This is a genomic window from Methylocaldum gracile (assembly GCF_053646815.1).
This window is the reverse complement of sequence record NZ_CM132196.1, coordinates 1,546,943-1,572,635: the sequence shown is the minus strand read 5'-3', so window position 1 is coordinate 1,572,635 and position 25,693 is coordinate 1,546,943. Positions and strand designations below refer to the sequence as shown.

At 61.4% G+C, this 25,693-nt stretch carries 18 protein-coding genes; 15 read left to right on the top strand and 3 right to left on the bottom strand.

Going from position 1 to position 25,693, the window contains the following annotated elements:
• Positions 1-30 precede the first annotated feature (30 nt).
• From ACWJJK_RS06865 to ACWJJK_RS06825, 9 genes are all read left to right on the top strand, one after another.
• Positions 31-777 (top strand): hypothetical protein, encoded by a 747-nt coding sequence (locus tag ACWJJK_RS06865; protein WP_434113424.1) that lies wholly within the window; start codon positions 31-33, stop codon positions 775-777.
• Between the two features lie 266 nt (positions 778-1,043).
• Positions 1,044-3,398, top strand: a complete 2,355-nt coding sequence (locus tag ACWJJK_RS06860; RefSeq protein WP_454128777.1) for an arylsulfatase — start codon at positions 1,044-1,046, stop codon at positions 3,396-3,398.
• A 27-nt stretch (positions 3,399-3,425) separates the two neighbouring features.
• A complete protein-coding gene (locus ACWJJK_RS06855) occupies positions 3,426-4,433 on the top strand; it encodes a formylglycine-generating enzyme family protein (protein ID WP_454128776.1) in 1,008 nt (335 codons plus the stop codon).
• Positions 4,434-4,452: 19 nt separating this feature from the next.
• A complete protein-coding gene (locus ACWJJK_RS06850) occupies positions 4,453-4,575 on the top strand; it encodes a hypothetical protein (RefSeq protein WP_276205397.1) in 123 nt (40 codons plus the stop codon).
• A 57-nt stretch (positions 4,576-4,632) separates the two neighbouring features.
• Positions 4,633-4,866, top strand: a complete 234-nt coding sequence (locus tag ACWJJK_RS06845) for a glycine zipper family protein (RefSeq protein ID WP_454128775.1) — start codon at positions 4,633-4,635, stop codon at positions 4,864-4,866.
• Positions 4,867-5,132: 266 nt separating this feature from the next.
• Complete coding sequence (locus ACWJJK_RS06840; RefSeq protein ID WP_156879807.1) at positions 5,133-5,282, top strand: hypothetical protein; 150 nt, start codon at positions 5,133-5,135, stop codon at positions 5,280-5,282.
• Positions 5,283-5,534: 252 nt separating this feature from the next.
• Positions 5,535-5,708 carry a YqaE/Pmp3 family membrane protein gene (locus ACWJJK_RS06835; protein WP_086134154.1) on the top strand — a complete coding sequence of 58 codons (174 nt, stop codon included), beginning with the start codon at positions 5,535-5,537 and terminating at the stop codon, positions 5,706-5,708.
• A 54-nt stretch (positions 5,709-5,762) separates the two neighbouring features.
• A complete protein-coding gene (locus ACWJJK_RS06830; RefSeq protein ID WP_077730692.1) occupies positions 5,763-6,998 on the top strand; it encodes a patatin-like phospholipase family protein in 1,236 nt (411 codons plus the stop codon).
• A gap of 180 nt (positions 6,999-7,178) precedes the next feature.
• On the top strand, positions 7,179-7,730 hold the full coding sequence (locus ACWJJK_RS06825; protein WP_156879806.1) for a hypothetical protein: 552 nt from the start codon (positions 7,179-7,181) through the stop codon (positions 7,728-7,730).
• Between the two features lie 251 nt (positions 7,731-7,981).
• Here the strand turns inward: ACWJJK_RS06825 and ACWJJK_RS06820 are convergent, their stop codons facing one another.
• The 3 genes from ACWJJK_RS06820 to ACWJJK_RS06810 all read right to left on the bottom strand — a co-directional run bounded on the left by ACWJJK_RS06820 (position 7,982) and on the right by ACWJJK_RS06810 (position 13,875).
• Positions 7,982-10,501: a mechanosensitive ion channel domain-containing protein gene (locus tag ACWJJK_RS06820; protein WP_156879805.1), complete on the bottom strand. Its 2,520-nt coding sequence runs from the start codon at positions 10,499-10,501 to the stop codon at positions 7,982-7,984.
• A gap of 309 nt (positions 10,502-10,810) precedes the next feature.
• Positions 10,811-11,320 carry a MarR family winged helix-turn-helix transcriptional regulator gene (locus ACWJJK_RS06815; RefSeq protein ID WP_086134150.1) on the bottom strand — a complete coding sequence of 170 codons (510 nt, stop codon included), beginning with the start codon at positions 11,318-11,320 and terminating at the stop codon, positions 10,811-10,813.
• A 137-nt stretch (positions 11,321-11,457) separates the two neighbouring features.
• A complete protein-coding gene (locus ACWJJK_RS06810) occupies positions 11,458-13,875 on the bottom strand; it encodes a sucrose synthase (RefSeq protein WP_086134149.1) in 2,418 nt (805 codons plus the stop codon).
• 221 nt (positions 13,876-14,096) lie between these two features.
• Between ACWJJK_RS06810 and ACWJJK_RS06805 the strand changes: the two genes are divergently transcribed.
• From ACWJJK_RS06805 to ACWJJK_RS06780, 6 genes are all read left to right on the top strand, one after another.
• A complete protein-coding gene (locus ACWJJK_RS06805; RefSeq protein ID WP_077730698.1) occupies positions 14,097-16,559 on the top strand; it encodes a sugar phosphate nucleotidyltransferase in 2,463 nt (820 codons plus the stop codon).
• Positions 16,556-17,392 carry an HAD-IIB family hydrolase gene (locus ACWJJK_RS06800; RefSeq protein WP_086134148.1) on the top strand — a complete coding sequence of 279 codons (837 nt, stop codon included), beginning with the start codon at positions 16,556-16,558 and terminating at the stop codon, positions 17,390-17,392. The genes ACWJJK_RS06805 and ACWJJK_RS06800 overlap by 4 nt, the downstream gene beginning before the upstream one ends.
• Positions 17,393-17,397: 5 nt before the next feature.
• The gene (locus ACWJJK_RS06795) at positions 17,398-18,663 is read left to right on the top strand and encodes a glycosyltransferase (RefSeq protein WP_454128774.1); all 1,266 of its coding nucleotides are present in this window, start codon (positions 17,398-17,400) and stop codon (positions 18,661-18,663) included.
• Positions 18,650-19,417, top strand: a complete 768-nt coding sequence (locus ACWJJK_RS06790) for an alpha/beta fold hydrolase (protein WP_077730701.1) — start codon at positions 18,650-18,652, stop codon at positions 19,415-19,417. The genes ACWJJK_RS06795 and ACWJJK_RS06790 overlap by 14 nt, the downstream gene beginning before the upstream one ends.
• Positions 19,418-20,283: 866 nt before the next feature.
• The gene (locus ACWJJK_RS06785; RefSeq protein WP_454128773.1) at positions 20,284-23,604 is read left to right on the top strand and encodes a PAS domain S-box protein; all 3,321 of its coding nucleotides are present in this window, start codon (positions 20,284-20,286) and stop codon (positions 23,602-23,604) included.
• Positions 23,605-24,167: 563 nt separating this feature from the next.
• Complete coding sequence (locus ACWJJK_RS06780) at positions 24,168-25,589, top strand: alanine/glycine:cation symporter family protein (protein ID WP_077730704.1); 1,422 nt, start codon at positions 24,168-24,170, stop codon at positions 25,587-25,589.
• Positions 25,590-25,693: the final 104 nt, after the last annotated feature.

Sequence of the window (25,693 nt, the reverse complement as noted above, 5' to 3'; positions counted from 1 at the left end):
AAGTCCCGAAAAAATAAAGAGGTCTTGGACATGGAACTTCCGAGCCGGCATCCGGTGCTCGTCACCGCGATAGCGACGTTCATGATCTCGGTCCCGCTGATGTCGTGCCGGGACGCGGCAGTGGTCAAACCCATCCCTGACTATGCGCAACTCGGCCCGGTCGAGAAAGAAGTGGCGTCCGACATCTCCCCGGTCCGGATCGTCGCCCGGCCGGAATCGTGGCCGGGAGCCAAAGCCATCGAGTTCAAGACCACACCCGTACACTTAAAAATCGACAACCGTAGCAAAACCGCGCTACTGATCCGCTACAGCGACTTCAAGGTGCGTGCGGCGCCCACCGGGAACGAGTTCTCCGCCTTGCCGGTCTTTCCGGTCGAAGCGAAAGACAGGGGGCCGGTTGTTCCCGGCACGCTGCCGATGCTGACTCCCGTGGCCTACCCGCCGATCGTGGATCCGGAATTCGGTTTTCGGGATTTCCATGTGGCGCCTTACCTAAAACCGCTCTATCCCACCGTTCCTGCTCATGAAGGTCCTTTTCCTCACGATGAATCCTATAACCCGCGCCACTCGAATTACTGGCAAGGGTCCGACTTGCCCAGTCTCGAAATGATGCGGCGAGCCCTGCCCGAAGGGGTGCTGAATCCCGGCGGGTGGGTGGCCGGTTGGCTGTATTTCCAAAAATTCGAACCCTTGCCAGCCGGGACGCTGATAGTCAGCCTAACCGATACATCCGGACGAGCTCTGACGCCGGCTCGGGTTCCTATCCAGGCGCACTGAGCCCGTGCCATCCGCGTCGAAGATGACTACGTGCTCGTACAGATGTCATTTACAGTCGACGTTAACAAAAATAAACATTTGATCGCAGCACTTCCGGCTCAAGGAGCGAAACCATGGATAACAGTGACCGGTGCCGATCAATTTCGTCATCTTCTTAGGGCCGTCCGCATTTCACACCTCGGGGCGGAAAGCTACCGCGTGATGGATTGACGCTGTCCCCAAAATCGACCAAACCGCCCGCAAGGCATTGCAAGTGGAGGCACGACATGTCTTTGAAGGAATACAAACCCGGAACCACTTTTCCCGGCGTCGTCGGCCGCACGCCCGAGACCTCCTCGCCCGCATGGCCGGAGCCGCTGTGGGCCAAACCGGGAGCGCCGAACGTGCTGTTCATCGTGCTGGACGACACCGGTTACGGCCAGCTCGGATGTTACGGTTCGCCCATCCGGACGCCGAACCTCGACAGGCTGGCGGCGAACGGCCTTCGCTACAGCAATATGCACACCACCGCGCTGTGCTCGCCTACCCGGTCCTGTCTTCTGACCGGGCGCAACCACCATTCCAACGGGATGGCCTGCATCACCGAGGGCTCCATGGGCTATCCGGGCGCGAACGGCATCATTCCCTTCGAAAACGGCTTCCTGTCGGAGATTCTCCAGCGCCAGGGCTACAACACCTTCGCGGTGGGCAAATGGCATCTCACCCCGGCGGAGCAGATCAGCGCCGCCGGGCCCTATGACCGCTGGCCGCTGGGACGGGGCTTCGAGCGGTATTACGGCTTCCTGGGCGGCGATACCCACCAGTATTACCCGGACCTGGTCCACGACAATCACGCGGTCGAACCGCCCAAAACGCCGGAAGAAGGCTACCACCTCACCGAAGACCTGGCGGATCAGGCCATCCGTTTCATCGGCGATGCCAAGCAGGCGGCTCCCGACAAGCCGTTTTTCCTGTATTTCGCCAGCGGCGCCATGCACGCTCCGCACCACGTGCCGAAAGAATGGGCCGACCGCTACCGGGGGCAGTTCGACGACGGCTGGGAAGCTTACCGGCACAAGGTCCACCAAAAACAGCTCGACATGGGCCTTATTCCGCCGGGCACCGAACTATCCCGCCACGACCCCGACGTGGCCCGCTGGGACAGCCTTACGCCGGACGAGAAAAAGCTCTACGCCCGCATGATGGAAGTCTTCGCCGGGTTTCTGGAGCATACCGACCATCACATTGGCCGGCTGCTGGATTTCATCGAAAGCCTGGGCGAGTTGGACAACACCCTGGTGATGGTGATCTCCGACAACGGCGCCAGCGCCGAGGGCGGCCCCACCGGCTCGGTCAACGAAAACAAGTTCTTCAACAATGTGCCGGAGTCGTTGGAAGCCAATCTCAAGGCGCTGGACGATCTGGGCGGCCCGAAGTATTTCAATCATTACCCCTGGGGCTGGACCTGGGCGGGCAACACCCCGTTCAAGCGCTGGAAGCGGGAAACCTACCGTGGAGGCGTCAGCGATCCTTTCATCGTGCATTGGCCGAAAGGGATCCGGGCAAAAGGGGAAATCCGCCCGCAATACGCTCACGCCATCGATTTGCTGCCGACGGTACTGGATGCCTTACAAATCGAGCCGCCGGCGGAAATCCGCGGCGTCGCCCAATCGCCCATCGAGGGCGTGAGCTTTGCTCATACCTTTAACGAGGGGAAGGCGGAAAACCGCCACGTCACCCAATATTTCGAGATGTTCGGCCACCGATCGATCTACCACGACGGCTGGCGCGCCGTATGCCCCGTTCCGGGGCCCTCCTTTGCCGAGTCCGGAATGTCCTTCGGACAGATGGAGATTACCGAGGAAAAACTGCGCGAACTGGATGCCCACGGCTGGGAGCTGTATCACGTGGCGGAAGATTTCTCCGAAACCCGCAATCTGGCCGATCAGCACCGGGACAAACTGATCGAAATGATCGCCATGTGGTATGTCGAAGCGGGCAAATACAAGGTCCTGCCCCTCGACAGCCGCGGCACCCAGCGATTCGCCGAGGAACGTCCCCAGCTTACCCGGGGCAGGCAGCGGTACATCTATTATCCCGATACCTCGCCCGTACCCGATAACGTGGCGGTGAAGGTCCTCAACCGGCCGCACAGCATTAGCGCAGAGGTAGAAATCCACGATGGCGCCGAGGGTGTGCTGCTGGCCCACGGCGGCAGTACCGGCGGGTACTCGTTCTTCGTCAAGGACAAAAAGCTGTGCTACGTGCACAACTACGTCGGCACCGAGGAGTTCGCGGTCGAATCCGACGCGGAGGTACCGCAGGGAAAGGCGGAGCTGCGCTTCGAGTTCGAACCCACCGGCCGGCCCGACCTCGCCCAAGGCAAAGGCGCGCCGGGCCGCGGCCAGCTCTACATCGACGGCAAACTCGTCGGACAGGCCGAACTTCCCGTCACCGTACCGCTTCTCATCAGCCTGGGCGAAGGGCTGACCTGCGGCCACGACGCGGCGTCTCCGGTGACCTCCCGATATGAAGTGCCGTTCGCCTTCAGCGGCAAGCTGAACCGGGTAACGGTGGACGTGTCGGGCGAACTGATCGAGGACAAGGAGGCGGAATTGCGGGCGATCATCACCCGGCAGTGAAAGGCATACGGTACAAGGATTTCAACCATGATCCACACCGAAGCCAAGACGGCGATCCGCTTCGCCTCCCCTGCCCCCGAGCCGCCCTTCCCCGATATGGTCTGGATCCCCGGCGGCACGTTTCTGATGGGATCGGACCGGCATTATCCCGAGGAAGCCCCGGCGCACCGGGTAGCGGTGGACGGTTTCTGGATGGACCGCTTTCCGGTGACCAACGAGCGGTTCGCCCGCTTCGTGGCCGCCACCGAGCATGTCACCTTCGCCGAAATCCCGCCGAATCCGGCCGATTACCCCGGCGCCTTGCCGCACATGATCTACGCCGGTTCGCTGGTGTTCGTGAAGCCGCCGGGGCCGGTGAATCTCCGCGACATCGGAAATTGGTGGTCCTACATGAAAGGCGCCGACTGGCGGCATCCGCGAGGCCCCGAGAGTTCCCTCGAACGGCTGGAGCGGCATCCGGTAGTCCACGTCACTTTTGCCGACGCCGAGGCCTTTGCCCGCTGGGAAGGCAAGGCGCTCCCGACTGAAGCCGAGTGGGAACGGGCCGCCCGCGGCGGGCTGGACGGCGCAGCTTATGCCTGGGGCGAGGAACTGGCGCCGGAGGGCAGGATGCTGGCCAATTACTGGCAGGGGCGGTTTCCCTGGGAAAACCTCGTCGTCGACGGCTACGAGGGCACCTCCCCGGTGGGAGCCTTTCCGCCCAACGAATACGGCCTGTACGACACGATCGGCAATGTCTGGGAATGGACCGCCGACTGGTACGAACCCGGCCACCCGTCCGCGCGGCAAGCGGCCTGCTGCGTTCCCAGGAATCCGCGCGGCGGACGGGAGGAAGCTAGCTTCGATCCCTGTGAGCCCGTGATCCGGATTCCGCGCAAGGTGCTCAAGGGCGGTTCCCATCTCTGCGCGGAGAATTACTGCCGCCGCTACCGCCCGGCGGCCCGCTTCCCGGAACCGGTCGATACCTCCACCTGCCATGTGGGCTTCCGCTGCATCGTGCGGGCGACAGGCAGAACCGGCCAAACCGAGCCGTAAGTGAAGCCTGGAGTTCGGCGTGATCGCCGGAGTCGGCGAGCGTCCGGGCTGTATGCCGGGGTTTCTGGTCGCCTTGACGCCGGCTCTGGTCGGGGTGTTCATCCTGCTGGGTCTGCTGGCGAGAATGGGGGCGGCGGCATGATGCGTCCAACCGAGGATTTCCGAAGTTTCTGCTTTTCAACCCATGGAGGGCGCTGTCATGCGAGCCTCTACCTTCTTTTCCAAAGCCATCCTCCTGGCGACCGTGCTGTTTTCCGGCGCCGGCGCGGCGATCGGTGCCATCGCCGGCAACGCCGGCCTGGGCGCCGCCATCGGCGCGGGCACCGGACTGGTGGGCAGTTATCTCTACGACAAGCACAAACAGTCCGAACAACGGGCTTACGAGCAGGGTTATCGGCAGGGACGCCAGCCACAACCGCAAACCAATCCGTAACCGCCGGGCCACTCGGGACGCATGCCGGGAAAGATGGAAAACACCGCGCCGCCGACGACTCGAATATCGATGTGGACAGGATCGAACGAATGATCGTCGACCTTTGACGAGGAACGTCCATCGGCATTAGCCATACCCTTCGAATCGGGCAAGATCAAGGAAAGCGAGTCCGGCGCGAAACCCGTCGTGCTCCGACGGATACGTTAATGCCCGTATTTCCGCTCCTTCATTCGACAACCAATAATGGCCGCAAGCGCAAAGCCCCCATGTCCGCAAGACAATGCCTTCTTGGCAAGGATCGGATTCGGCCGTATATGCCCTGGCGGATCAACATCCGTTTCGATGCCGGTATCGTGCAGCGTTTCGACCGTGTCATCCTTCGCGCCGTTTCGTCGGCTATCGGCGCCGCAGGATAACGGGGCTAGTTTCACTCGCTTCGTCGGAAAGCGATGCAGCGATAGCGAAAATTCGAGCCCTTGCCAGCCGGGACGCTGATAGTCAGCCTAACCGATACATCCGGGAAAGCTTTGGCGCCGGCTCGGGTTCCGATTCAGGCACGCTGGAACGCAATTTTTTCGGCGCCGCTTCGGTCAAAACGAAAGAGTCCCTTCGCATTGCCTTGACCGGATTGCATTCAATCCTCCAGAACTTCAACGCGAGGTCTTATCATGACGGTCACCTTCACGGATGTTTTCAAGGTTATCTTCGCCATTCTTCTCCCGCCGCTGGGCGTCTTCATGGAAGTCGGGCTTGCAGGCGCCTTCTGGCTGAATATTCTGCTGACGATGCTGGGCTTCGTCCCAGGCGTCATTCACGCTCTTTACATCATCCTCACTCGTTGACCGGAAACGGCCGCCGACCGGCGAGTTATCCGCCAAAACGCCGGCATTGGCAGGATGGCTAGCCTGATCGTCGGTCGCGTCGTGCTCGCGATCATGAGTGTCCGAAACCTTTTCAAGTGCCTGCTGTTCGTCCTGCTGATCCTGGCTGCGGGCTGCGGTCCCGCCTTGCGTCCGTCGCTTTCGCAGCAGGAACTGCTCAGCGCCCGAGAGGCCAGCGACCGTCTGGTCAACGCGGAAATCAAGGGATTCACGCCGCGGCTCGTCACGCGGGCCAAGCAGGAGTACGACGACTATGTCCTGGGTGTCAGATCCGAACCGCCTGTAATCGACGCTCTCGTGATCTCCGGAGGCGGAGACTGGGGAGCCTTCGGCGCGGGCTTTCTCAAGGGCTGGGGACGGGTTCCGAAGGGGCCCATGGCACGTCCCGAATTCGACGTCGTGACCGGCGTCAGCACCGGCGCCTTGATCGCGCCGTTCGCTTTTCTCGGAACCGAGCGGACCATCGATCAGGTCCTGAATATGTACCGCGAACCGCGTCCGGACATCGTGAAACTTCGAGGGCTTCTGTTCTTCCTGCCGCGCTACGCGTCGTTCACCCGCATTCCGGGGCTGGAGCGGGATATCGCGGAAGCGATCGATTCGGAGTTTCTGAACCGCATCGTCCGGGAAGGCAGGCGCAACCGTATGCTGCTGGTCAATACCACCAATCTCGATGATGGGGACATGCGCGCCTGGGACGTGGTCGAGGAAGCGAGAAGTGCTCTCCGGACCGGTGACGTGGATCGGGTGCACCGCATCCTCCTCGCGTCGGCCGCGGTGCCCGGCGTCTTCCCGCCGCGCGAGATCGACGGCCGGCTGTATGTCGATGGAGGCGTGACCGGAAATATCCTGTATGGCGCGAGAACGCACGACGAAGACAGCTTTTCGGCGGTCTGGAAGAAGACTTACCCGGACCTGCCGATCCCCAAGCAGCGTTACTGGGTCATCCTCAACAACCAGTTCCGTTTTCTGCCGCAAATCACCCGGCAGACTTGGGCCGCCATCATGCGCCGCAGCACCAACCTGGCGACCCAGTCGGCTACCGTCAACGCGCTACGCCATCTTTACGCATTGGCCGAGATTTCGAAATTGAAGAGAGGCGCCGATGTCGAGATCCGGGTCATCTCGGTTCCCGCCGATTGGACGCCGCCGAAACCGGGCGTGTTCGTAAAGGAAACGATGAACGCCCTGGCGGACCTCGGGGAACGCATGGGTGCGAATCCTTCGAGTTGGCGCACCGAGCCGCCTTGAGCGGAATGCTCGGAAGCCGCGACGGCATCGGAATTCAAGTCGAACGGACGGCACCGGGGCGCTCCGGTCGCGGTCGGATTGATTGATTTTGGAGCGGCTGTCGGATTGGTTTTCGGCCCGCTCCCGCACTAAGGCCATCCTTACGTACGAATGGAAACTGCTCTAGGAAAGGAGAACGACATGGGCGTACGAATCAGTGCTTTTGGCTTGCGCGCGATTCTGCCGATGCTTGCCGTAATGGCCGTCTCATGCGCGAGCCAGCCCGGCGGGCGGGAAACCGCGACCGAAGGAGACGCCTGTTCCCGCCTGAAAGCGGTCATCGCCGAGGCCGACAATCGCTTCGAAAACATCAAGGGCGCGAAGAGCATACACCGCCTCGGCGACCGCTGGGATGCGGAAAGCATTTTTCCCGATACGGCCTGCGAGGTGTGGAAATGGAGCGGCAACGAACATTATTACTGCCTGTGGAACAAAACCGACGAAGCCGCTGCCCGGCAGAGTTTCGAAGAAGGCAAGAAGGCCGTCGGGGCTTGCCTGGGCGATGCATGGACGCTGACCGAAGAGCAGGCCAGGACCGGGAGAGTCGCGGTGTTTTCCAGAGAAGACGAGGATACCCGCGTATCGCTCCGGTATCTGGCCGATACGCGGCGATACCGCCCGACCTGGCACACCAGCCTGATTATCGGAAACGCCCTGCACGATCCGAGCCTGCTCTATCATCCCGCTCGATAGAGCGTTTTCATTTCGCTCGTACGACAAAACAGGCGTGGCGGAAGTCGCTGGCGCCTTCGGCTACGGTAAATTGATTCAAGCATTCGTAGGTCGGCAATCCTTTGCCGACGAAGATACCTGCTACCGAGCACAGGCTTAAGAGATACGAACGAGTCCATAGCCGCGAAAAGCTGGCAGCCTCGGCTTTGGACGGCGATCCGGCGGCTTCGGCATCGGGTACTGCTGGCCGGCAGCGCCGAATCGCCCAGCCGTTAACCCGCGCGCAGCTGTGCGGTCGTTTTCCCTTCGCCGGACTTGAGGGCCGACAGCGCCGCTTCGCCGGTTTGGGGTACGCCTTGCAGGTACAAGGCACGGGTGGGAAACGCGAACTGCAATCCCTCGTTCTGAAACGATTCGAAAATCATCAGATTGATGCCCTGCTGCACGTTCATGTAATCGTTGTAATCGGCGCTCAGAACGTAGTAAACGACTTCGAACAGCAGGGAGAATTCGCCGTAAGCCTTGAAATGGGCGCGGTCGAAACGGACGTTGGCCTGGGCCTCGACGGCATTCCGCAATAGGCTTGGGACCTTGACCAGCTTTTCGTATGGCGTGTGGTAAACGAGCCCGATTTGAAACGCCACGCGCCGCTCCCGCATGCGTTTGAAATTGCGAATCCGGGTATTCAGCAGATCGCTGTTCGCGCAGATGATCTGCTCGCCGTCGAGACTGCGGATGCGGGTGGTCTTGATACCGATGTGCTCGACCGTTCCCATGAGCTGATCGAAAATGATGAAATCGCCGGCCACGAAGGGCTTGTCGAAAGCGATGGACAGCGAGGACAACAGATCGCCCAGTATCCGTTGCAGCGCCAGCGCGACCGCGACGCCGCCGATTCCGAGACCGGCCGCCAGCGCCGTGATATCCACGCCGAAATTTTGCAGCGCGAGCAGCAGCGCCAGCGACCAGACCGCCAGTTGACTGAGCGAATTGAAAATCGACAGCGCTCCCAGGCTGGTTTGGTCACGCTTGGTTTTTTTGCCCAAATAGTCGAAGACCCAAACTCTGAGGAAGTAGCTCACCCAGGTGGAAACCTGGAAGAGCAGCGTGACGATGGTCAGTTTGCGTATGATGCCGCTGAGCGTCGGATCCAGGCGCAGCAGCAGCGTCGACGCAAACACCGAGACCATGAGCAAAAAGACCGTGCGGGTTTGCCGGACGCCGGCAAAGAACTCGCCGATCAGAACGTTTTGCCGACGCTCGAGATAACGCTGCAAAGCTGAGATGAGAAAATTCCGAACGAACACCAGCAGGCTGAACAGCCCGGACACTGCTACCAGCGCCAAACCCCAGTCGCGCACGCGGTTGCCGTTCAATTCCGTATCCAGGACCAACTCCGCCAGCTCGCGCCAGCTTCGGTGCTCGGTACGGTCGTTGACCGACTCGACGACTTTTTGGAGCAGGCCGCGGGTCTTTTCGAGATAAGCATCCTGATCGCGCAAGTGGTCGATCAGCGATTCCGCCGATTGGTGCTGCTGTTCCAGCCAGCGCGCGGAACTTCCGCCGTCGCGCTCCGAATTGGAAAGCTTGTTCTCGATCGAGATCAGTTGCTTTTTCCAGTCCTGGAGCAAAAGAATCACGGCGCGTTCGGTCTGATCGAGCGCGGCCAGGGCGTCGACCGCTTCCTCCTTCCATTTCACCCATTCCACGGGCTTGCCGAAACCGTTGATGACGGCGTGACGCCGCCGCCAGGCCGTATTCCACGTTCCGATCAGCTCCACACGCTTGTTTAAACCGGAAATCTTCGTTTCCAAGGATTCCTTGGCCAAACGCCGCGCTTCGACCTCTTCCGACAGCTCCCCGAGTTTGTCCAGGGGCGCGTTCGCCATACGCTGCCTCGCATCGTGCAGACGACTTTCGTTGGCGATCTGCTGGCCATCCATTCTTCTCAATTCGCGCTTCAGTTCGAGTTCTTCCTTCTCGATTTGCTGCAGCCGCTCCTCGAGCTCCTTGTCGGTGAATTGTACGCGGCCGGCCAATAGGCTCAGGCGCCGTTCGAGCAGCTTCACGGATGCTTCGGCAACGGTCAGCTTTCGTTTTTCCCTTTCCAGGTTCAATTCACCGAGCCGCAGCGTTTCCTCGGCCTGCTTAAGTTCCCACCGGGCCGATTGCAAACGCAGGGAATCGGGCTCCCCGTCTGACGAAGCGGCCTTCTCGCCCTCGTCGGCGGCCAGTTCCTTTTGCTTCCCGGCCACAGCCGCCCGCGCCTGCTCGACCTGAGCGTTAGCCTGATCGACGGCGGCTCTCAACGCGGACAGGCGCGCCGTTTGTGCGCTCAACTCGGACGACGCGTTATCCAGTTCGCTCACCGGCACCGGATCATCGCTGGTCTCGAGCGTTTTCGCAGCTTCCAGGTATTTCCGCTCCTCGACCGCCAGCGTCTCGATTTCCTGCTGCGCCGCGAGCTGCCGCTCGAAGACGGAATCGAGCTGTTTCAGGGTTTCCAGCTGCTGGTTCAGTACGGCAGCCCTGTCCGATCCGGATGCGGATCCCGCATCCATGGCTTTTCGGACCGACTCCATGGCGGACGCCACCTCTTGTCGGCCGGCCTTGATGCGATCGACCGGATTCAAGGCTTCTTCTGCCGAAAGAGCCGGTTTCGCCGCCTCGGCCTCGCCCGGCGCCGGCTGAGCCGTCTCCTGAGCCAGCGCAGATTGGGCCAGCCAGAAAACGAGCATCCCCAGCGACAAATCGATTACGGATCGATATAGGGTTCTTTTTGAAGGACCCATTAAGTACCCCCCCATTTTGATAGCGTTTATTGGTTCGAATTAATGCGTTTGGCGTGACGGCGTGATGCCGGACGCTACATGTTGCAAAGCGTTTTGGGTTGCAGTACCTCGTACGATCTTGAACAGGGGCCGATCAATAATGTTCGGGAGCGGAATTTATTAATCAGGCCCGTAAATACCCTCCTGGTATTTCGGGCCGCCGCCCAGGCCGGTACACGCCCGGCCTGGGCTCACGCGGCTTGTCGCCGCGCCGGGGCATCCCTGCCCCGGATTAACCCGCGGCCAGAGGCCGCCCCACCAGCCGGCTCGTCAGCATCCCGCATCCTCGGCATCGTCGGTGAGGAACCGCAAACCCGCTTCGATGCATTCGGCATCGTGAACCGGCTTGGGCTTGACGCGCGACATATCCATCATGCCGGCGACCCGTTGCAGGCTGGAAAGGATGAGAGTCTGCTCCCAGTCGTTCAATTGCCGGAAAGCGGCCACGAAGTCGACATGCAGCAGCGAGGGCGCATGCCGGAGTGCCTCCCGGCCGGAGTCGGTGAGGGTGATGGTCAGGCGCCGCTTGTCTTCCGCGCTGCGCTCGCGCCGGATCAGGGCCTTGAGTTCGAGGTGGTCGAGCACCGTGGTGATCGTCCCTTGACTCAGATTGACCGCCTGGCTGAGTTGATTGGCCGTCAAAGGCCCTTGTTTCGTCAAGGCGCGCAAAACCATCAACTGAGAGCCGGTCAGTCCCACCTTTTGCAACTGCTTGGATTGCAGATCGAGCGCACGGACGATGCGCCGGAGCTCTATCAATACTTGTTCGTTAATTTCCATACGCTAGAACATTTTCCGGTTTGGCGTAGCGCCCGAGGTAGGTCGGCAATCCCTTGCCGACACAACGGACTTGTCGGCAAAGGATTGCCGACCTACAAATTGTTCTTTAATTCCCATAGGCTAAAACGTGCTCGAAATCAGGCCATGGCTTGGGCCAGACGGCGGAATTGCAGGCTGTATAAAGCCTGAAGATAACGCTGGGTCTCCCGGCGCTCCAAGTCGGTCACGTGGCGCCAGAAGCCGTAGACTCGGGACAAGGTCATCATCCGCTCGGCATAGTGCTGCCAGGTATAGCGTTGGGCAACCCGCGCGAGCGCTCCCTCCGAGATTCGCGCCCAGTATTCCGGCTCGTTGCGCGCTCTGGCAAAGAAACGCGCGATGCGTTCCGCCGCCGCATCGCCATGATTCGGATCGACGTGAAAGCCGGATAGTCCGTCCTCGATGATCTCCGAAGGCCCGCCGAAGCAGGTGGCGAAACAGGGGAGGCCCGAAGCCATCGCCTCGATCACCGTAAGTCCGAAGGCCTCGAACAAGGCCGGCTGGACGAAAGCCCCGCGGCTGTCCGCCACGTAGCGATAAAGCTCGCCGGCCAAGTTTTTGGGCAGTCTGAGGCCCAGCCAGCGCACCTGCCGGTCCAGCCCGTACCGGTCGAACAAGGCGTGCACGCGCCGGATCTGTCCGATTTCCTCGGTGTCGGAAGAACGTTCCGGATCCACGTAACCGGAAATCACCAGCAGATTGGCCTCCCCGCGCAGCTTCTCGGAAGCGCCGAACCATTCCACCAGTCCGGCGATGTTCTTGATGTGGTCCAGCCGCGCCATGGTGAACAGCAGCGGCTTGTCCCGCTCATGCAGGACCCCGCGTGCGTCGGCCTTCTCCGCCTCGCCGTAGATCAGCTCCTCTATTTCTGCATGCAGATGGGGCAGGCGCCGGTCGGCGGCGGTGTAGGGGAAATAAGCCGCCGCATCGGCGCCCGGCGAAACGATGTTGAACTTCGGATCATAGACGTCTATCCCGTTCACGACCCGAAACAACTTGGGCATGGTAAACGCCGCGTGACTCTCGTACTGCCCCACGCTGTCGCGGGTACCCGCTATTTCCTGATAGCTGCTGGCGATGATGAAGTCGGCCGCGTTCATCGCGATCAGGTCGGCGGTGAACTGGCAGGAAAAATGGTATTGGGATTCGTTATCCTGCCAGAACAGATCGGAATGGCAATACTTGGTCTTTTCCAAGGCATGGGCGATGTTGCACTGGGTCACGCCCAGGCGTTGCGACAGAAGGGTCGCAACCAGATTGCCGTCCGAGTAGTTGCCGACGATCAAGTCGGGACGCCCGCCCAGTTCGGCGAGCAGCTCGCGCTCCGCGTCCAGGGTATAACGCTCCAGATAAGGCCAGACCTCGAACCGGGAAATCCAGTGCGTCACGATCTCGCCGGACACGTTGCGGAAAGGTACCCTGAGTATCCGGGCGTTGCACGTTCCGGAAATGGGCTCGAGCCGCTGGTCGCAGCTGGTCCCCTCCGCCTGCGGTATCAACCGCGTCACCACCACGATTTGCGGCTCGATGTCGAGCCCCTGCTCGAACAGGCGGGAACGCATTTCGGTCTCCAGGGCGCGCACCTGATCGAGGATGTAGACCACCTGCCCGCCGGTGTCGGGACGGCCGAGCACATTGGCCTGACCGAAATAGCCGTGCGGCGAAATGATCGCCAGCGAGAAGACCATGGGCAAACGCGCGAGAAAGGTTTCCAATCCACGCGGATCGGGCGCCTCGAGGAGATCCTGAAGCAGGCTCATGGTGTCGCGGATGCGAGAGACCTCGCGCCCCCAGCCGGTCTCGAACCCTAGGGCGCGCAAGGCCGCCGCCACTTCCTCCCAGGTCGCCGAAGGCTCGTGGCCGGCGAGCATGTCGTCGGCCTGGCGCAAGGCCCTGCGCAAGTCGCGAACGCTCCTGATCTGCTCGTTGAGCATCAGGGTCTGGCCACGGAACGAGTGAATGCTCAGAAAATTCAAGATGCGTTCGCCGCCCTCGCCCAATTCGTCGAACAGTTGCCGGGACAGATGTTTGTTCAAGAACTCCACGCCGCGGCCTATCGATCTCGCCTCCTGGAGCTTTGGAAACTCGCGGGAGAACGGCCCGAAATCGATTTCCAGCAGCCATTCGTCTATATCGTGCTGCCTCGTCGCCAAGCCTTCCTTGAAACGCAGAAAGTCCTGCACCGTCACCTCCTCGACCGTCAGCCCTTCGAGCGCGATGCGCACATAGCGCCAGGTGGCGATGCGAAGCCGGATGGCAAGATAGACCCAGGCGTCGTTAAGCGCGGCCTCCTGAGTAAAGCGTATGGTTTTTGCCAAGGGCGTTTGCTTTAGCCCCTCGGGCGCATCTTCCGCGGTGCAAACGTCGGCGAAAGCGTCGCAGAGATCGGAACGCTGCAAAAAACCGCGCTCCAGTTTTCGAATTTGATGGAGCACCCGATGGCCCACGGTGGGGCTGGCGTCCAGAAACGCGCGCAATTGCACGATCAAATCGTCGCCCCGCGTTTTTTCAGTCATAAGCGTTTCCACTGATCCGGTCTCTTTTATTTTGATGTCAAATAATTATTCAGCTTGCACTTCCTGTCAATTCTGGAGCCTCGTCCGCACCCACCATATCATTAACATATGGTTATCTTGTCATCCGCAATCAACGAGGTTGACAAATCCCAACAAACATTTTGAAATCAAATTATGAGCCATCATCAGAAATCGATCCAACTCGGTGCGGGAGATCATTCATGAAAGCAGTCATTCTTGCCGGGGGTCAGGGAGTACGGCTAAGACCCATTACCGAGAACATACCGAAACCGATGGTCACCGTGCTGGGCAAGCCGATCATGGAGCACATCGCGCGGCATCTCTGCTCGTACGGTTTCACCGATTTGCTGGCAACACTGCATTACCGGCCCCGCGCCATCCGCGACCATTTCGGAGACGGCGGCGATTTCGGCGTGAACCTGCACTACACCCTGGAACACAAGCCGCTGGGAACGGCCGGCTCGGTCAAGCTCGGCGCGGATTTCCTCGACGAGACGTTTCTCGTCATCGCCGGCGATGCGCTGACGGATTTCGATCTCGAAGCCTTTTGGGCCTTTCACAAGGCCAAGGGCGCAAAAGTCAGCCTGTGCCTGAAACGGGTGTCGGACCCCGGCGAGTTCGGCGTCGTCGTAACCGGCGAGGACGACCGCGTGGTCCGTTTCCTGGAAAAACCAGGCCTCAGCGAATTGTGCAGCGACACCGTCAACACCGGCATTTACCTCATAGAACCGGAAATCCTGGAGGCGATACCCGAGGACATTCCATACGATTTCGCCAGCGACCTTTTTCCGAAACTCCTGGAACAGGAGATTCCGTTGTTCGCCTATGTCGCGGAAGGTTACTGGAGCGATATCGGCACCCTGGATCAGCTCAAGCAGTCGCACTGGGACCTGCTCGACGGAAAGGTCCGTCTGCCGCTCGGCGGAAATCTCATCGGAGAACGGATATGGCTTGGCGACGGCGCGCGGATCGCCAAGGACGCGGAGCTCGGCTCGCCCTGCTGGATAGGCGACAACGTACGGATCCGATCCGGCGTCAAGATCGGCGCGTATTCCGTCATCGCGCCGGACGTCGAAATCGACGCGAGGGCGACCGTCAACCGCAGCATCGTCATGAAAAACTCGTTCGTCGGCGAGTCGAGCGACCTGCGCAACTGCATCGTCGGCGGCAGCACCGTCATCGAGGCCCGCTGCGAGATCGGCGACGACGCGATCATCGGCTCCCGCTGCCATCTCGGACGCCAGGTCGTGGTCATACCCGGCGTTTCGATCTGGCCCGACAAGGAAATCAACAGCAACACGACGATACGCGAAAACCTGGTCTGGGAATCGCTGCTGCGTCCTTCGATTTTCGGATCGCGCGGCGTCAGCGGCCTGGCCAATCTCCACATCACGCCGGAATATGCGGCGGCGCTGGGCAAGGCCTTCGGCAGCTGGATTCAGCGCGGCGCCCGAGTGGCGGTCGCCCGCGATGCGCACCCATTCTCCCGGCTGATCAAGCGGGCGTTCATCTCCGGTCTTCTGGCGGTGGGCGTCAATATCGACGACCTGGAAGAGGCCAGCCTGCCGGAGACGCGCTTCATCACCTGCTTCGGCCGCCATTTGAGCGGCGGCGTCCATATCCGCATTTCGGACGAGCACCCCAGCGTGGCCGTCATCGAGCTTTTCGACACCGACGGTTTGCCTTTGCTGCGCAGCGCGCGCCGCAAGATCGAAGCGATGTTCTACCGGGCCGAGTTTCCCAAGGTGTCCATCGAGAACGTCGGTAACCTGACTTATCCCGGCCGCGTCGACGAACGATATGCCGAACACCTTCGCCAGCATCTCAGCCGATCCGCCACCCAACCCTGGGTCGATCGCGTACTCCATTACTGCCGGGAAGGCAATCTGGCGCGGATACTCGGCGACCTGCTCGGCAGCAACGGCTTGCATCATCTCGAGAGCGAATGTAGAGAAAATTCGGATGTCTCCGCCATACCCTACGAACCGATCGCGGAGATCGCCAGGCTCAACCGGAAGATCGCCCTGATCATCGAGCGAAGCGGCGAACAACTGACCTTGGTCGACGAATTGGGAACGATACACCGGGCGGAACGGACGCAGGAGCTCCTGACCGCAGCCTTCATCATCGGCGCTCCGCCCGAGGAGCCGGTCTTCCTGCCGCCCGATCATCCGAAATTTCTGGCCGAGCTGGCGGACGCCAGAGTGCGGCGACTGATCATTACGCACAAGGAGCCGGCGGCCCAACTGAATGCCGTCAAGAAAGCCATGCAATCCGAAGGCGTTTGGCTGCATTTCGTCCACTTCTATCTCGGCTATGGCGCGGTTGCGGCGTCTCTTCGGCTGCTCGAATTCCTCGGCAGGGAACACCTGACCCTGCACGATTTCGAGCGCCAGATCCCGATCAGCCATTGCCGGCGCCTGATTCTACACTGTCCCTGGGATCACATCGGGCGCGTGATGCGCGAACTGAGTCAACGACCGGAAGCTCGCATGAATGCCGCCCCCGAAGGCGTGCGGCTCGATCTGGACGGCGATTGGGTTTACGTATTGCCGAGCGCGGACGCCCCGCAATTGGAAATCAGCATGGAAGCGTCCAACACCGCGCGGCTCGTGCAACTGGAACAAGAGGTCAGCCAGCGCGTACGGAGTCTGATTCCATGAGCGCGGGCGTTCCGTTCTTATTCGCGTCCGACCTGGACGGCACGCTGCTGCCCAATACCGGCAAACTTCCGGACTCCGGCTGCCTGGAGCGGACCCAGGCGCTTCTTCGGACTCTGCTCGAAGCCGACTGCCCTATCTGCGTCGTCAGCGGACGCTATCTGGCTCTGGCCAAACAGGGACAGGCCGTTTTCCGGCTGCCGCAGCCGACCTGGTGGATCTGCAACGTCGGCACCGAGGTTTACGATCAGACGGGCGCGCAGGATCGCGAATGGCAAAGCCGGCTCGGACCGCCGCTAGACCGCGAAGCCTTGCGCCGGTCGCTTTACAGGATCTCGCGCCTGGCGCCTCAGGAGCCGCAAAAGCAAGGACCGCACAAGTTCAGCTTCTATTACCCGGAGCCAGTCAGCCGGGAGCTGCTGGCGGAAATCATGTATCGGGTCCGGGCGGTGAGAAACGATTTGCAGATGATTTCCAGCATCGAGGAATCCTCCGGACGGGCTTTGCTCGACATCATTCCCGCCAATGCCGGGAAATCCCACGCCTTGTGGTACGTCGCCGAGCGCTATGGCTTGGCCGGCGACCGCATCTTCTTCGCGGGCGATTCCGGGAACGATCTCGACGCGCTGCTCTCGGGCGTGTGCGGCGTTCTGGTCGGCAATACTCCGGCAGACGTCCGGGCTCAGGCTTCCGAGCAGCAAAAGCGTAACGATAGCGCCCGATTGTTTATCGCCGACGCGTTCTACGGCGACGGCATCATCCAGGGACTTCGCCACTACGGATTATGGCCGCTCGCTGCGAGCGGCTCGAAAGCCAAACGAGACACCCAACGGTAGCAGCGATGCGGATTGCCTTCTTCTGCCCCCATAGCGACCCCCTGGCCGTAACCGGCGAACCGGATGCGGGCGGACAATGCATTTACGAGGCTCGCGTGGCGGAACAGCTCGCCCGCCAGGGACACGAGGTTCGGGTCTACACCCGCCGCTGGGGCGGGAAAGCGGTGCGCCAGGACATTTGCGACGGCGCCACGATTTTCCGCTATCCGATGGGGCCGGATGGCTTTCTCCGCAAGGAGGACATGGGCCCCCATCTCGCGGAATTCGTCGAGCATACGCTATTCAGGCAGACCACCTGGCTGAGGCATGCCGATGCCATCCACGGCCACTATTGGGACGGCGGCGCAAGCGCGCTCATGGCGAGTCTCGCTCTCGGCAAGCCCTTGCTGTTTACCAGCCACTCCCTGGGGCTCCTGAAACGGGACCGCGTACCCGATCCCACCCCGGACGGCTCGAAGTTCCGCTACGATGTTCGAATCCGCGCGGAAAAAAAGATCCTGGACGCGGCCGATGCCGTCATCGCGCTCAGCCGGACCGAGCGGGACGCGTTGACGGGGCGCTACGGAGCAAGCGCCGAGAAGGTCCGCATCGTTCCGGGAGGCGTGGACACGGAAGCATTCCACCTGTGCCTGGAAAAGACGAAGCTTCAACGCCAGCTCGGCTTCAGCTCCGATTATCTGCTGTTCACGGTCGGCCGGCTCGATCCCCGCAAAGGCTTTCTCGAGCTGATCGAGGCCATTCCCCAGGTCGTCAAAACCCTGCGGGACGCCGGCAAAACCGTGACTTTCCTGATTCCGATCGGCCCGGAAAAGCCCTCGCCCGACGAATCGGCCTATCGCGACGCCCTGCTCGGGCGGGCGAACGAGCTTCAGGTCACGGACGCGATCCATTGGTTTCACCGCCTGACCGATCAGGAACTATTTCAGTATTACGCGGCGGCCGACCTGTTCCTCTGCCCTTCCCCTTATGAGCCTTTCGGGCTGGTGCTGGTCGAGGCCTTCGCTTCCGGAACCCCGGTGATCGCCACGCCACACGGCGGACCCACCGATATCGTTACACCCGGCGTGAACGGTTATCTGGCCGATCCCGCGGACCCTCCCGCATTCGCCGCCCGCATTCTCGACGCCCTCTTGGCACCCGAGAACGAACGCCGCCGCATGCGCGCCGCCGCGGCCGAAAGAGCCCGGACCCGCTACGCCTGGCCGTCGGTCGCGTCCGCCATAGCGGACGTTTATCGCTCGATTCGGGACGACGCCCATGCCTTACGTTGACAGCCAAGGCGTTCGCATCCATTACCAGGCGGAAGGCGAAGGACCGCCGCTGGTGCTGCACCACGGATTTACCAGCAGTTCCGAGGCGTGGCGCCAGTTCGGGTATGTCCGGGCACTGTGCCGCGATAACCGGTGCATTCTGCTCGACGCCCGCGGCCACGGCGCCAGCGACAAGCCGCACGACCCGGCTGCCTATGCGCTGCCGAACCGGGTGGCGGACGTCGTCGCCGTGCTCGATGCCTTAAAGATCCCGAAAGCGAACTTCCTCGGCTTTTCGATGGGCGGCTGGATTGGCTTCGGCATGGCGAAATACGCGCCCGAACGCGTCGACGCCCTGCTCGTCGTCGGAGCGCATCCCTATGCCGACCAAAGCTGGGACGCCTTCCGGCACATCGACGGCGCGGACCCCGGAGCTTTCCTCACCGCTCTCGAGTCCGTCCTGGAACAGCGCATCCCGCCGGAGCTGAGGCCACTTGTGCTGGCCAACGACCTGCGGGCGCTCGCGGCCGCTGCGCAAGAGCGGCCGGCACTGGAAGACGTCCTCCCGACCATGGCCATGCCGTGCCTGCTCCTCGTCGGAGAGGAAGATGCGAGATATCCGGCCGTCCGGGAATGCGCCAAACACATCGCTCACGCCGCCTTCGTCCCGTTGCCCGGTCTCAAGCATACCGAAAGCTTCGTCCGCAGCGATCTCGTTCTTCCGCATATCAAACGGTTTTTGGAAACTGAACGCGGCTTACCGACTCAAGAGTAACGCCACAAAAAACCTGAACTGCGGCGGCAGACCTCGAAATCTGCCGCGTGTGGCGGATGTAACCGTGACGCGAACTCCCCGCCCCATGCTCGTCCGTTCAATTACCGTAAAGCCATCGGCTCTTTTTTTGCGTCCTGCCTAATGCGAAAATGAGCGCCCGTTCAGATGAATATCGCTATAGGGCACCTCGAAAAACTTCGAGGTGCTCGTACGGGTCAGGGATGCCCCGTCGTTTTCAGCCGCGTAAGCAGTTGAAAACGTAAGCCAAGCCCAAACCGCGTTTGGGCTTGGCGAAGAGAAAAACCGCCGGGAAGGCGGTTTTTCGAGGTCCTCTATAGGGTTGATGAAGGTGATTACGACTTCTATGGGCGCGTCCAATGAGCCGAGGGAACGCCTCAAAATTCAAGATGTTTCAAGATGTGGGCTATAGTTCGGTCGCCGTCCGCAAGACATCCGAAACGGGTCTATGTGCGCGCACCCATTACGCCTCTGAAATAAAGCCGAACTGGATGGCCCCGCTCCAGATCCTCCACTTCTTCCTGTTCGCCCTCGGGCACTTTTGAAAAGCCATCCGGCGGGTGCGCCGCAACTTAGTGCCAAGTAGCTCCCGTGATGTTCAACTTTAATGCTTCCCTACCGCCCCGGGTCCCGGGCCGCGTTATCCCCGGCCTGGCCCCAATGCAGCCGGACATTGCACCGGCTTTCCCGCTCGCTGGCGGAACGCCGTACGTGATGCACCGAGGTTTCGGCGCACGGCGACCGCGTCCGGCCGGGGCGGACATGCTCGCGGTGCGGCCGGTCGCGCAGCTGTCCACCCGGCGTTGCCAGCCGCAACCCTGTCCGCTGAAACGGCAGGAGGGAAAAGCATGAGCACGGCTGAGCGCGATATACCGGCATCGCGCCCCGACTTCCAGGTCCTTTTCCAGTCCGTCCCGGCCTGTATTTTGGTGCTGGCACCCGACAGCCCGTATTTCACCATCCTGGCGGCTAGCGACGCCTATCTGCGGGCAACCAGGAAGCGGCGCGAGGAGATCGTGGGGCGGCCGGTCTTCGAAGTCTTCCCCGACAATCCCGACAGCCCGTTCGGGCCGGAGGCGAACAGCCGGGCCTCGTTTGAACGCGTGCTGCGGCACCGCCTCCCCGACGCCCAGGCCATGCGGCAGCACGATATCCGCAGGCCCGAACAGGGCGGCGGGTTCGAGGGCCGTTTCTCGAAATCCTCGAACACGCCGGTGCTCGATGAAAATGGCGACGTCCTCTATATCATTCACCACGTCGAAGATGTAGCCGGGCCAGTCCGGGCGGAACAAGAGCCTCGAGCCGAGACGTCGCCCGTCGACGCAGGGGGGAGGGAAACCGGGGCCGAGGCCCGCCCGGATGCGGCACACATCCGGCGTGAAGCCGACGCGGCCCGCGAGCGCGAGGAGTGTTATTCCGCCATCTTCGACAAGACCCCCTTCGGCATGGCGCTGACGAAGATGCCCGAACGGACCCTCGTAGCCGTCAACGACGCGTTTCTGAAGATCTTCGAGTGCAACCGGGAAGAGGTGCTGGGCAAGAACAGCGGGCACCTGGGCATCCCGGACGTATGGTTACGGGGCCGGATAGCCTCCGAACTCCGGCAGCGCGCGGCAGTACGCGACGTGGAAATCACGCACAAGTCCAGGTCCGGGGCCAGGCTCGTTCTGTCGCTCAACGTTGATTGGGTCGGCATCGGCGGCCAGACGCTTCTCCTCAGCACCATCCAGGACATCACTGAACGCAAGCAGGTCGAGGAGTCGTTGCGACGGGAGCAAAGCCTGCTGGATAGTGTCCTGCGGACCACCGATGTGATGCTGGTCTTTCTCGATCGGCAGTTCAACTTCGTCTGGGTCAATCCGGCCTATGCCGAAACCTGCCGGATGAGACCGGAGGACATGGTGGGCAACAACCATTTCGCCTTGTATCCCAACGCGGAAAACGAGGCGATCTTCCGAAAAGTCCGGGATTCCGGCGATGCAGTGTTTTACAAGGACAGGCCCTTCGTTTTCCCCGATCAGCCCGAACGCGGCACCACCTATTGGGACTGGAGCCTGACGCCCGTCAAGGGTAACGACGGAGCGACTGCGGGCCTCGTCTTTTCGCTGCGCGAGACGACGAAATTCAAACGGGCTCAGGAAGCATTTTGCCAGAGCGAAGAGCGTTTCCGCGCTCTGGTGATGGCCAGTTCCCAGACGATCTATCGCATGAGCTCGGATTGGACCGAGATGTATCAGCTTTACGGCCGGGATTTCCTAGCCGACACGGAAGAGCCGAGCCGAAATTGGCTTCAGAAATACATTCCCTCGGACGACCAGCCGCAGGTCGTCGCCGCCATCGGAGAAGCCATCCGGACCAAGAGCATTTTTGAGCTCGAGCATCGCGTCCGACGAGCGGACGGCAGCTTGGGATGGACGTTTTCGCGTGCGGTTCCGCTGATGAGTGCGGATGGCGATATCGTCGAATGGTTCGGTGCCGCCAGCAATATCACCGAGCGCAAACAAGCCGAGGAAGCATTGCGCGAGAACCGGGCCCAGCTCGAGGCGGAATTGCAGGACACTCGGCTCCTGCAGAGCATCAGCGCAGCTCTTCTTCACGAGGACGACATCCAGGCCCTCTACGAAAAAATCATCGACGCGGCGGCGCACATCATGCACTCGGAATACGCGAGCATGCAGATGCTCTACCCCGAGCGCGGCCGCGGCGGCGAGCTTCGGCTGCTGGCGTTCCGCGGGTTCAATCCGCAAGCGGCAAAGTTCTGGGAATGGGTAAGCGCTGACTCCTCGGATTCGACATGCGGCGCGGCCTTGCGCACGGGCCGGCGCGTCATCGCGCCGGACCTGGAGAACTGCGATTTCATGCAGGGCACCGAGGATCTCGCGACATATCTGCAAACCGGAATTCATGCCTGCCAGACGACGCCCCTGTTCTCGCGGAGCGGCAAGCTGGTGGGCATGATTTCCACGCACTGGCGCCGCCCGCACCAGCCGTCCGAGCGGGATTTGCGCCTGTTGGATATTCTCGCCCGGCAAGCCGCCGATCTCATCGATCGCAAGCGGGCCGAGGAAGCGTTGCGCGAGAGCGAAGAGAAATACCGCACTCTGTTCGAGTGCATGGACGAGGGCTTCTGCACCATCGAAGTGTTGTTCGACGAAAGCGAGAGACCCGTGGATTACCGGTTCCTCATCGTCAATCCGGCTTTCGAGCGGCAGACCGGAATTCGGGACGCGGTCGGCCGGCGAATACGGGAAATCGCCCCTTTGCTGGAGGAACACTGGTTCGAGATTTTCGGAAAGATCGCGCTGACGGGCCAACCGATGCGCTTCGAAAGTTCCGCCGCGCAACTTCATCGCCATTACGACGTGTACGCGTTTCGGATTGGCGCGCCATCCGAAAGAAAAGTGGCGGTTCTTTTCAACGACATCACTCGGCGCAAACTGATTGAGGAGACCCTGCGCAAGGCCGACCGCCGCAAGGACGAGTTTCTGGCGATGCTGGCTCACGAGCTCAGAAACCCGCTGGCGCCGCTCCGCACCGGTCTGCACGTGCTGCGGAAGTCCGACGGCACGGGCCCTGCGACGGAACGCACCCAGACGCTGCTCACGATGATGGAACGGCAGGTGAATCATCTGGTCCGGCTGGTGGACGATCTCTTGGAGGTATCGCGCATCACTCAAGGCAAGATCGCCCTGAAAATGGAGCGGGTCGATCTGGCGACCATCATCGGCCATGCCGTCGAGACCAGTCAGGCACTCATCGAGGCCGGCAACCACACGCTTGAAGTTTCGCTCCCGCCGGAACCCGTGTGCCTCGACGCCGATCCGGTGCGGCTCACTCAGGTGTTGTCGAATCTCCTTAACAATGCCGCCAAGTACATGGCAGCGGGCGGACACGTTTGGCTCCTGGCGGAGCGGCAAGGGCCGGATGCCGTGGTGAGCATCCGCGACGAAGGCATCGGCATCTCGGCCGAAATGCTGCCTCATGTCTTCGATCTGTTCACCCAGGCGGACCGTTCCATCGACCGGTCGCAAGGCGGGCTCGGCCTCGGGCTGTCCCTAGTGCGCCACCTGGTCGAGTTGCACGGCGGTTCGGTCGAAGCGAGGAGCGAAGGCCCCGGCCTAGGCAGCGAGTTCGTCGTCCGCCTGCCGCTGGCCTGGACCCGACGCTGATCGCCCCTAACGGCGATGGTCAGAACGAAGACCGCCGCCGTGCTCGCATCGCTTTCAATAAGGATTTTTTTAGGGTGGGTTTAGGCCGCGAGGCCGTAACCCACCGAGCGGCCTCGAACCGGTGGGTTACGCGGAGCCTGTCCTGAGCCTGTCGAAGGGCCTGTCCCGAGCGAAGCCGAGGGGCTAACTCACCCTGCGATTAGAGCAGTTTCCATTCGTACGTGATGATTGATTGCAAATGGCCTTAGAGCATTTTCATACCTACTGTACGGGCACTCGCGAGTAGGTCGGGAATCCCTTCCCGACGGTGCAGTTGGGTCAACGGGTTCGTCGGCAAAGGATTGCCGACCTACATATCCGAATCCCTTACACCGATTCGGAAAACGCTCTAGTGTGGGAGCGGGCTTTAGCCCGCGATAATCGCTTCATCGCGGGCTAAAGCCCGCTCCCACAAGCCGTAAACCAATCCGACAGCCGCTCTAATGTTCACTTGAGTGTCGGATGGAATAAGCCTTGAAACGGCATTCCTCCGTATACTGTCCGAAACCCTTCAAGGAAAATCCATGCGCGAAATCGAAACGCTGATTGCCACATTATCGGGCTGGGTATGGGGACCACCCATGCTCGCCCTGTTGGTGGGAACCGGGCTGTACCTGACGATATTGCTGCGCGGCGTGCAGTTCCGCGCCCTGCCCCGAGCCTTTAGCCTTATCTTCGCGAAGGATCACGGCCACGCCGGCGATATCAGCCATTTCGCCGCGCTGATGACGGCGCTTGCGGCCACGGTAGGCATAGGCAACATCGTCGGTGTTGCCACGGCCATCACCCTCGGCGGTCCCGGCGCGGTGTTCTGGATGTGGCTGACGGGTCTGGTGGGCATGGCCACCAAGTATTCCGAGGCGGTGCTGGCGGTCAAGTACCGCGAAAAGGGAGAGTACGGCATGCGCGGCGGGCCGATGTACTATCTGGCCAAGGGTGCCGGCTTGCCTTGGCTGGGCAGACTGTTCGCGGTCTTTACCGCGCTGGCCACCTTCGGTATCGGCAACATGACGCAGGCCAATTCCACCGCCAGGATACTCGAAAGCACCTTTCACATTACTCCACTCACAACGGGCCTGGTGCTGATGGTACTGACGGCACTGGTGATCCTGGGCGGCGTCCGCTCCATCGGCCGGTTCACCTCGCTGCTGGTTCCGTTCATGATCGTCGGCTACATCGGCGCCGCGCTGGTGGTGCTGGTCCTCAATGCCGCCGAAATTCCGCATGCGCTGTACCTGATCTTTTACCACGCCTTCAATCCGATCGCGGCCGGTGGTGGCTTCGCGGGTGCCACCCTCGCCACCGCCATGCGTTACGGCATCGCACGCGGCGTGTTCTCCAACGAATCCGGACTCGGTTCGGCGCCCATCGCGGCAGCGGCCGCGCGCACCGACGGTCCGGTCAAGCAGGCGCTGGTGAGCATGACGCAAACCTTCATCGACACCCTGGTGGTGTGCACCATGACCGCCCTGGTGATCCTCACCGCGAACCCATGGATGCAAGACGTCAGTGCCGGAGAACTGACCAGCGCCAGCATGGCGGAAACGTTGGGCAGTACCGGGACCTTCATCGTCGCGCTCGCCACGGCGCTTTTCGCCTACTCCACCCTGATAGGCTGGAATTACTACGGCGAAAAAGCGGTGGAATACCTGTTCGGGCCGCGCTCCATCCGCATCTACCGCATCTTCTTCGTTGCCGCCGTAATCGTTGGCGCCACCACCAGCCTGGAATTCGTCTGGAACTTCTCCGACCTGATGAACGGCATGATGGCCATTCCCAACCTGATCGGCCTCCTATTGCTGTCGAAAGTCATCAAGGCAGAAACCAACCGCTATTTCAAACAGGAAAGCCGGCCTGAGAGTAGCGCGGCGCCTGAAACAGCCGCCAGGTCTTCGCCTAAGGCGCGACGGTCTGCTCGGGCAACATCGGGAGATCCCCGCACCTGACCGAACGGCGGCTCGCAAGTTTCGCCCAAAGCGGTCAACGAGCAAGAACGGCCGATCAGACCTGAATGTGGCCTCGCCGCCACCGGTATTTGCCGGTCCGCAGG

Coding starts and splice junctions, on each gene's coding strand:
- ACWJJK_RS06815 (WP_086134150.1), bottom strand. CDS start 11,320: ATGGAAATTAACGAACAAGTATTGATAGAGCTCCGGCGCATCGTCCGT.
- ACWJJK_RS06860 (WP_454128777.1), top strand. CDS start 1,044: ATGTCTTTGAAGGAATACAAACCCGGAACCACTTTTCCCGGCGTCGTC.
- ACWJJK_RS06840 (WP_156879807.1), top strand. CDS start 5,133: ATGTCCGCAAGACAATGCCTTCTTGGCAAGGATCGGATTCGGCCGTAT.
- ACWJJK_RS06865 (WP_434113424.1), top strand. CDS start 31: ATGGAACTTCCGAGCCGGCATCCGGTGCTCGTCACCGCGATAGCGACG.
- ACWJJK_RS06785 (WP_454128773.1), top strand. CDS start 20,284: ATGAGCACGGCTGAGCGCGATATACCGGCATCGCGCCCCGACTTCCAG.
- ACWJJK_RS06825 (WP_156879806.1), top strand. CDS start 7,179: ATGGGCGTACGAATCAGTGCTTTTGGCTTGCGCGCGATTCTGCCGATG.
- ACWJJK_RS06820 (WP_156879805.1), bottom strand. CDS start 10,501: ATGGGTCCTTCAAAAAGAACCCTATATCGATCCGTAATCGATTTGTCG.
- ACWJJK_RS06835 (WP_086134154.1), top strand. CDS start 5,535: ATGACGGTCACCTTCACGGATGTTTTCAAGGTTATCTTCGCCATTCTT.
- ACWJJK_RS06795 (WP_454128774.1), top strand. CDS start 17,398: ATGCGGATTGCCTTCTTCTGCCCCCATAGCGACCCCCTGGCCGTAACC.
- ACWJJK_RS06810 (WP_086134149.1), bottom strand. CDS start 13,875: ATGACTGAAAAAACGCGGGGCGACGATTTGATCGTGCAATTGCGCGCG.
- ACWJJK_RS06845 (WP_454128775.1), top strand. CDS start 4,633: ATGCGAGCCTCTACCTTCTTTTCCAAAGCCATCCTCCTGGCGACCGTG.
- ACWJJK_RS06800 (WP_086134148.1), top strand. CDS start 16,556: ATGAGCGCGGGCGTTCCGTTCTTATTCGCGTCCGACCTGGACGGCACG.
- ACWJJK_RS06780 (WP_077730704.1), top strand. CDS start 24,168: ATGCGCGAAATCGAAACGCTGATTGCCACATTATCGGGCTGGGTATGG.
- ACWJJK_RS06805 (WP_077730698.1), top strand. CDS start 14,097: ATGAAAGCAGTCATTCTTGCCGGGGGTCAGGGAGTACGGCTAAGACCC.
- ACWJJK_RS06790 (WP_077730701.1), top strand. CDS start 18,650: ATGCCTTACGTTGACAGCCAAGGCGTTCGCATCCATTACCAGGCGGAA.
- ACWJJK_RS06830 (WP_077730692.1), top strand. CDS start 5,763: ATGGCTAGCCTGATCGTCGGTCGCGTCGTGCTCGCGATCATGAGTGTC.
- ACWJJK_RS06855 (WP_454128776.1), top strand. CDS start 3,426: ATGATCCACACCGAAGCCAAGACGGCGATCCGCTTCGCCTCCCCTGCC.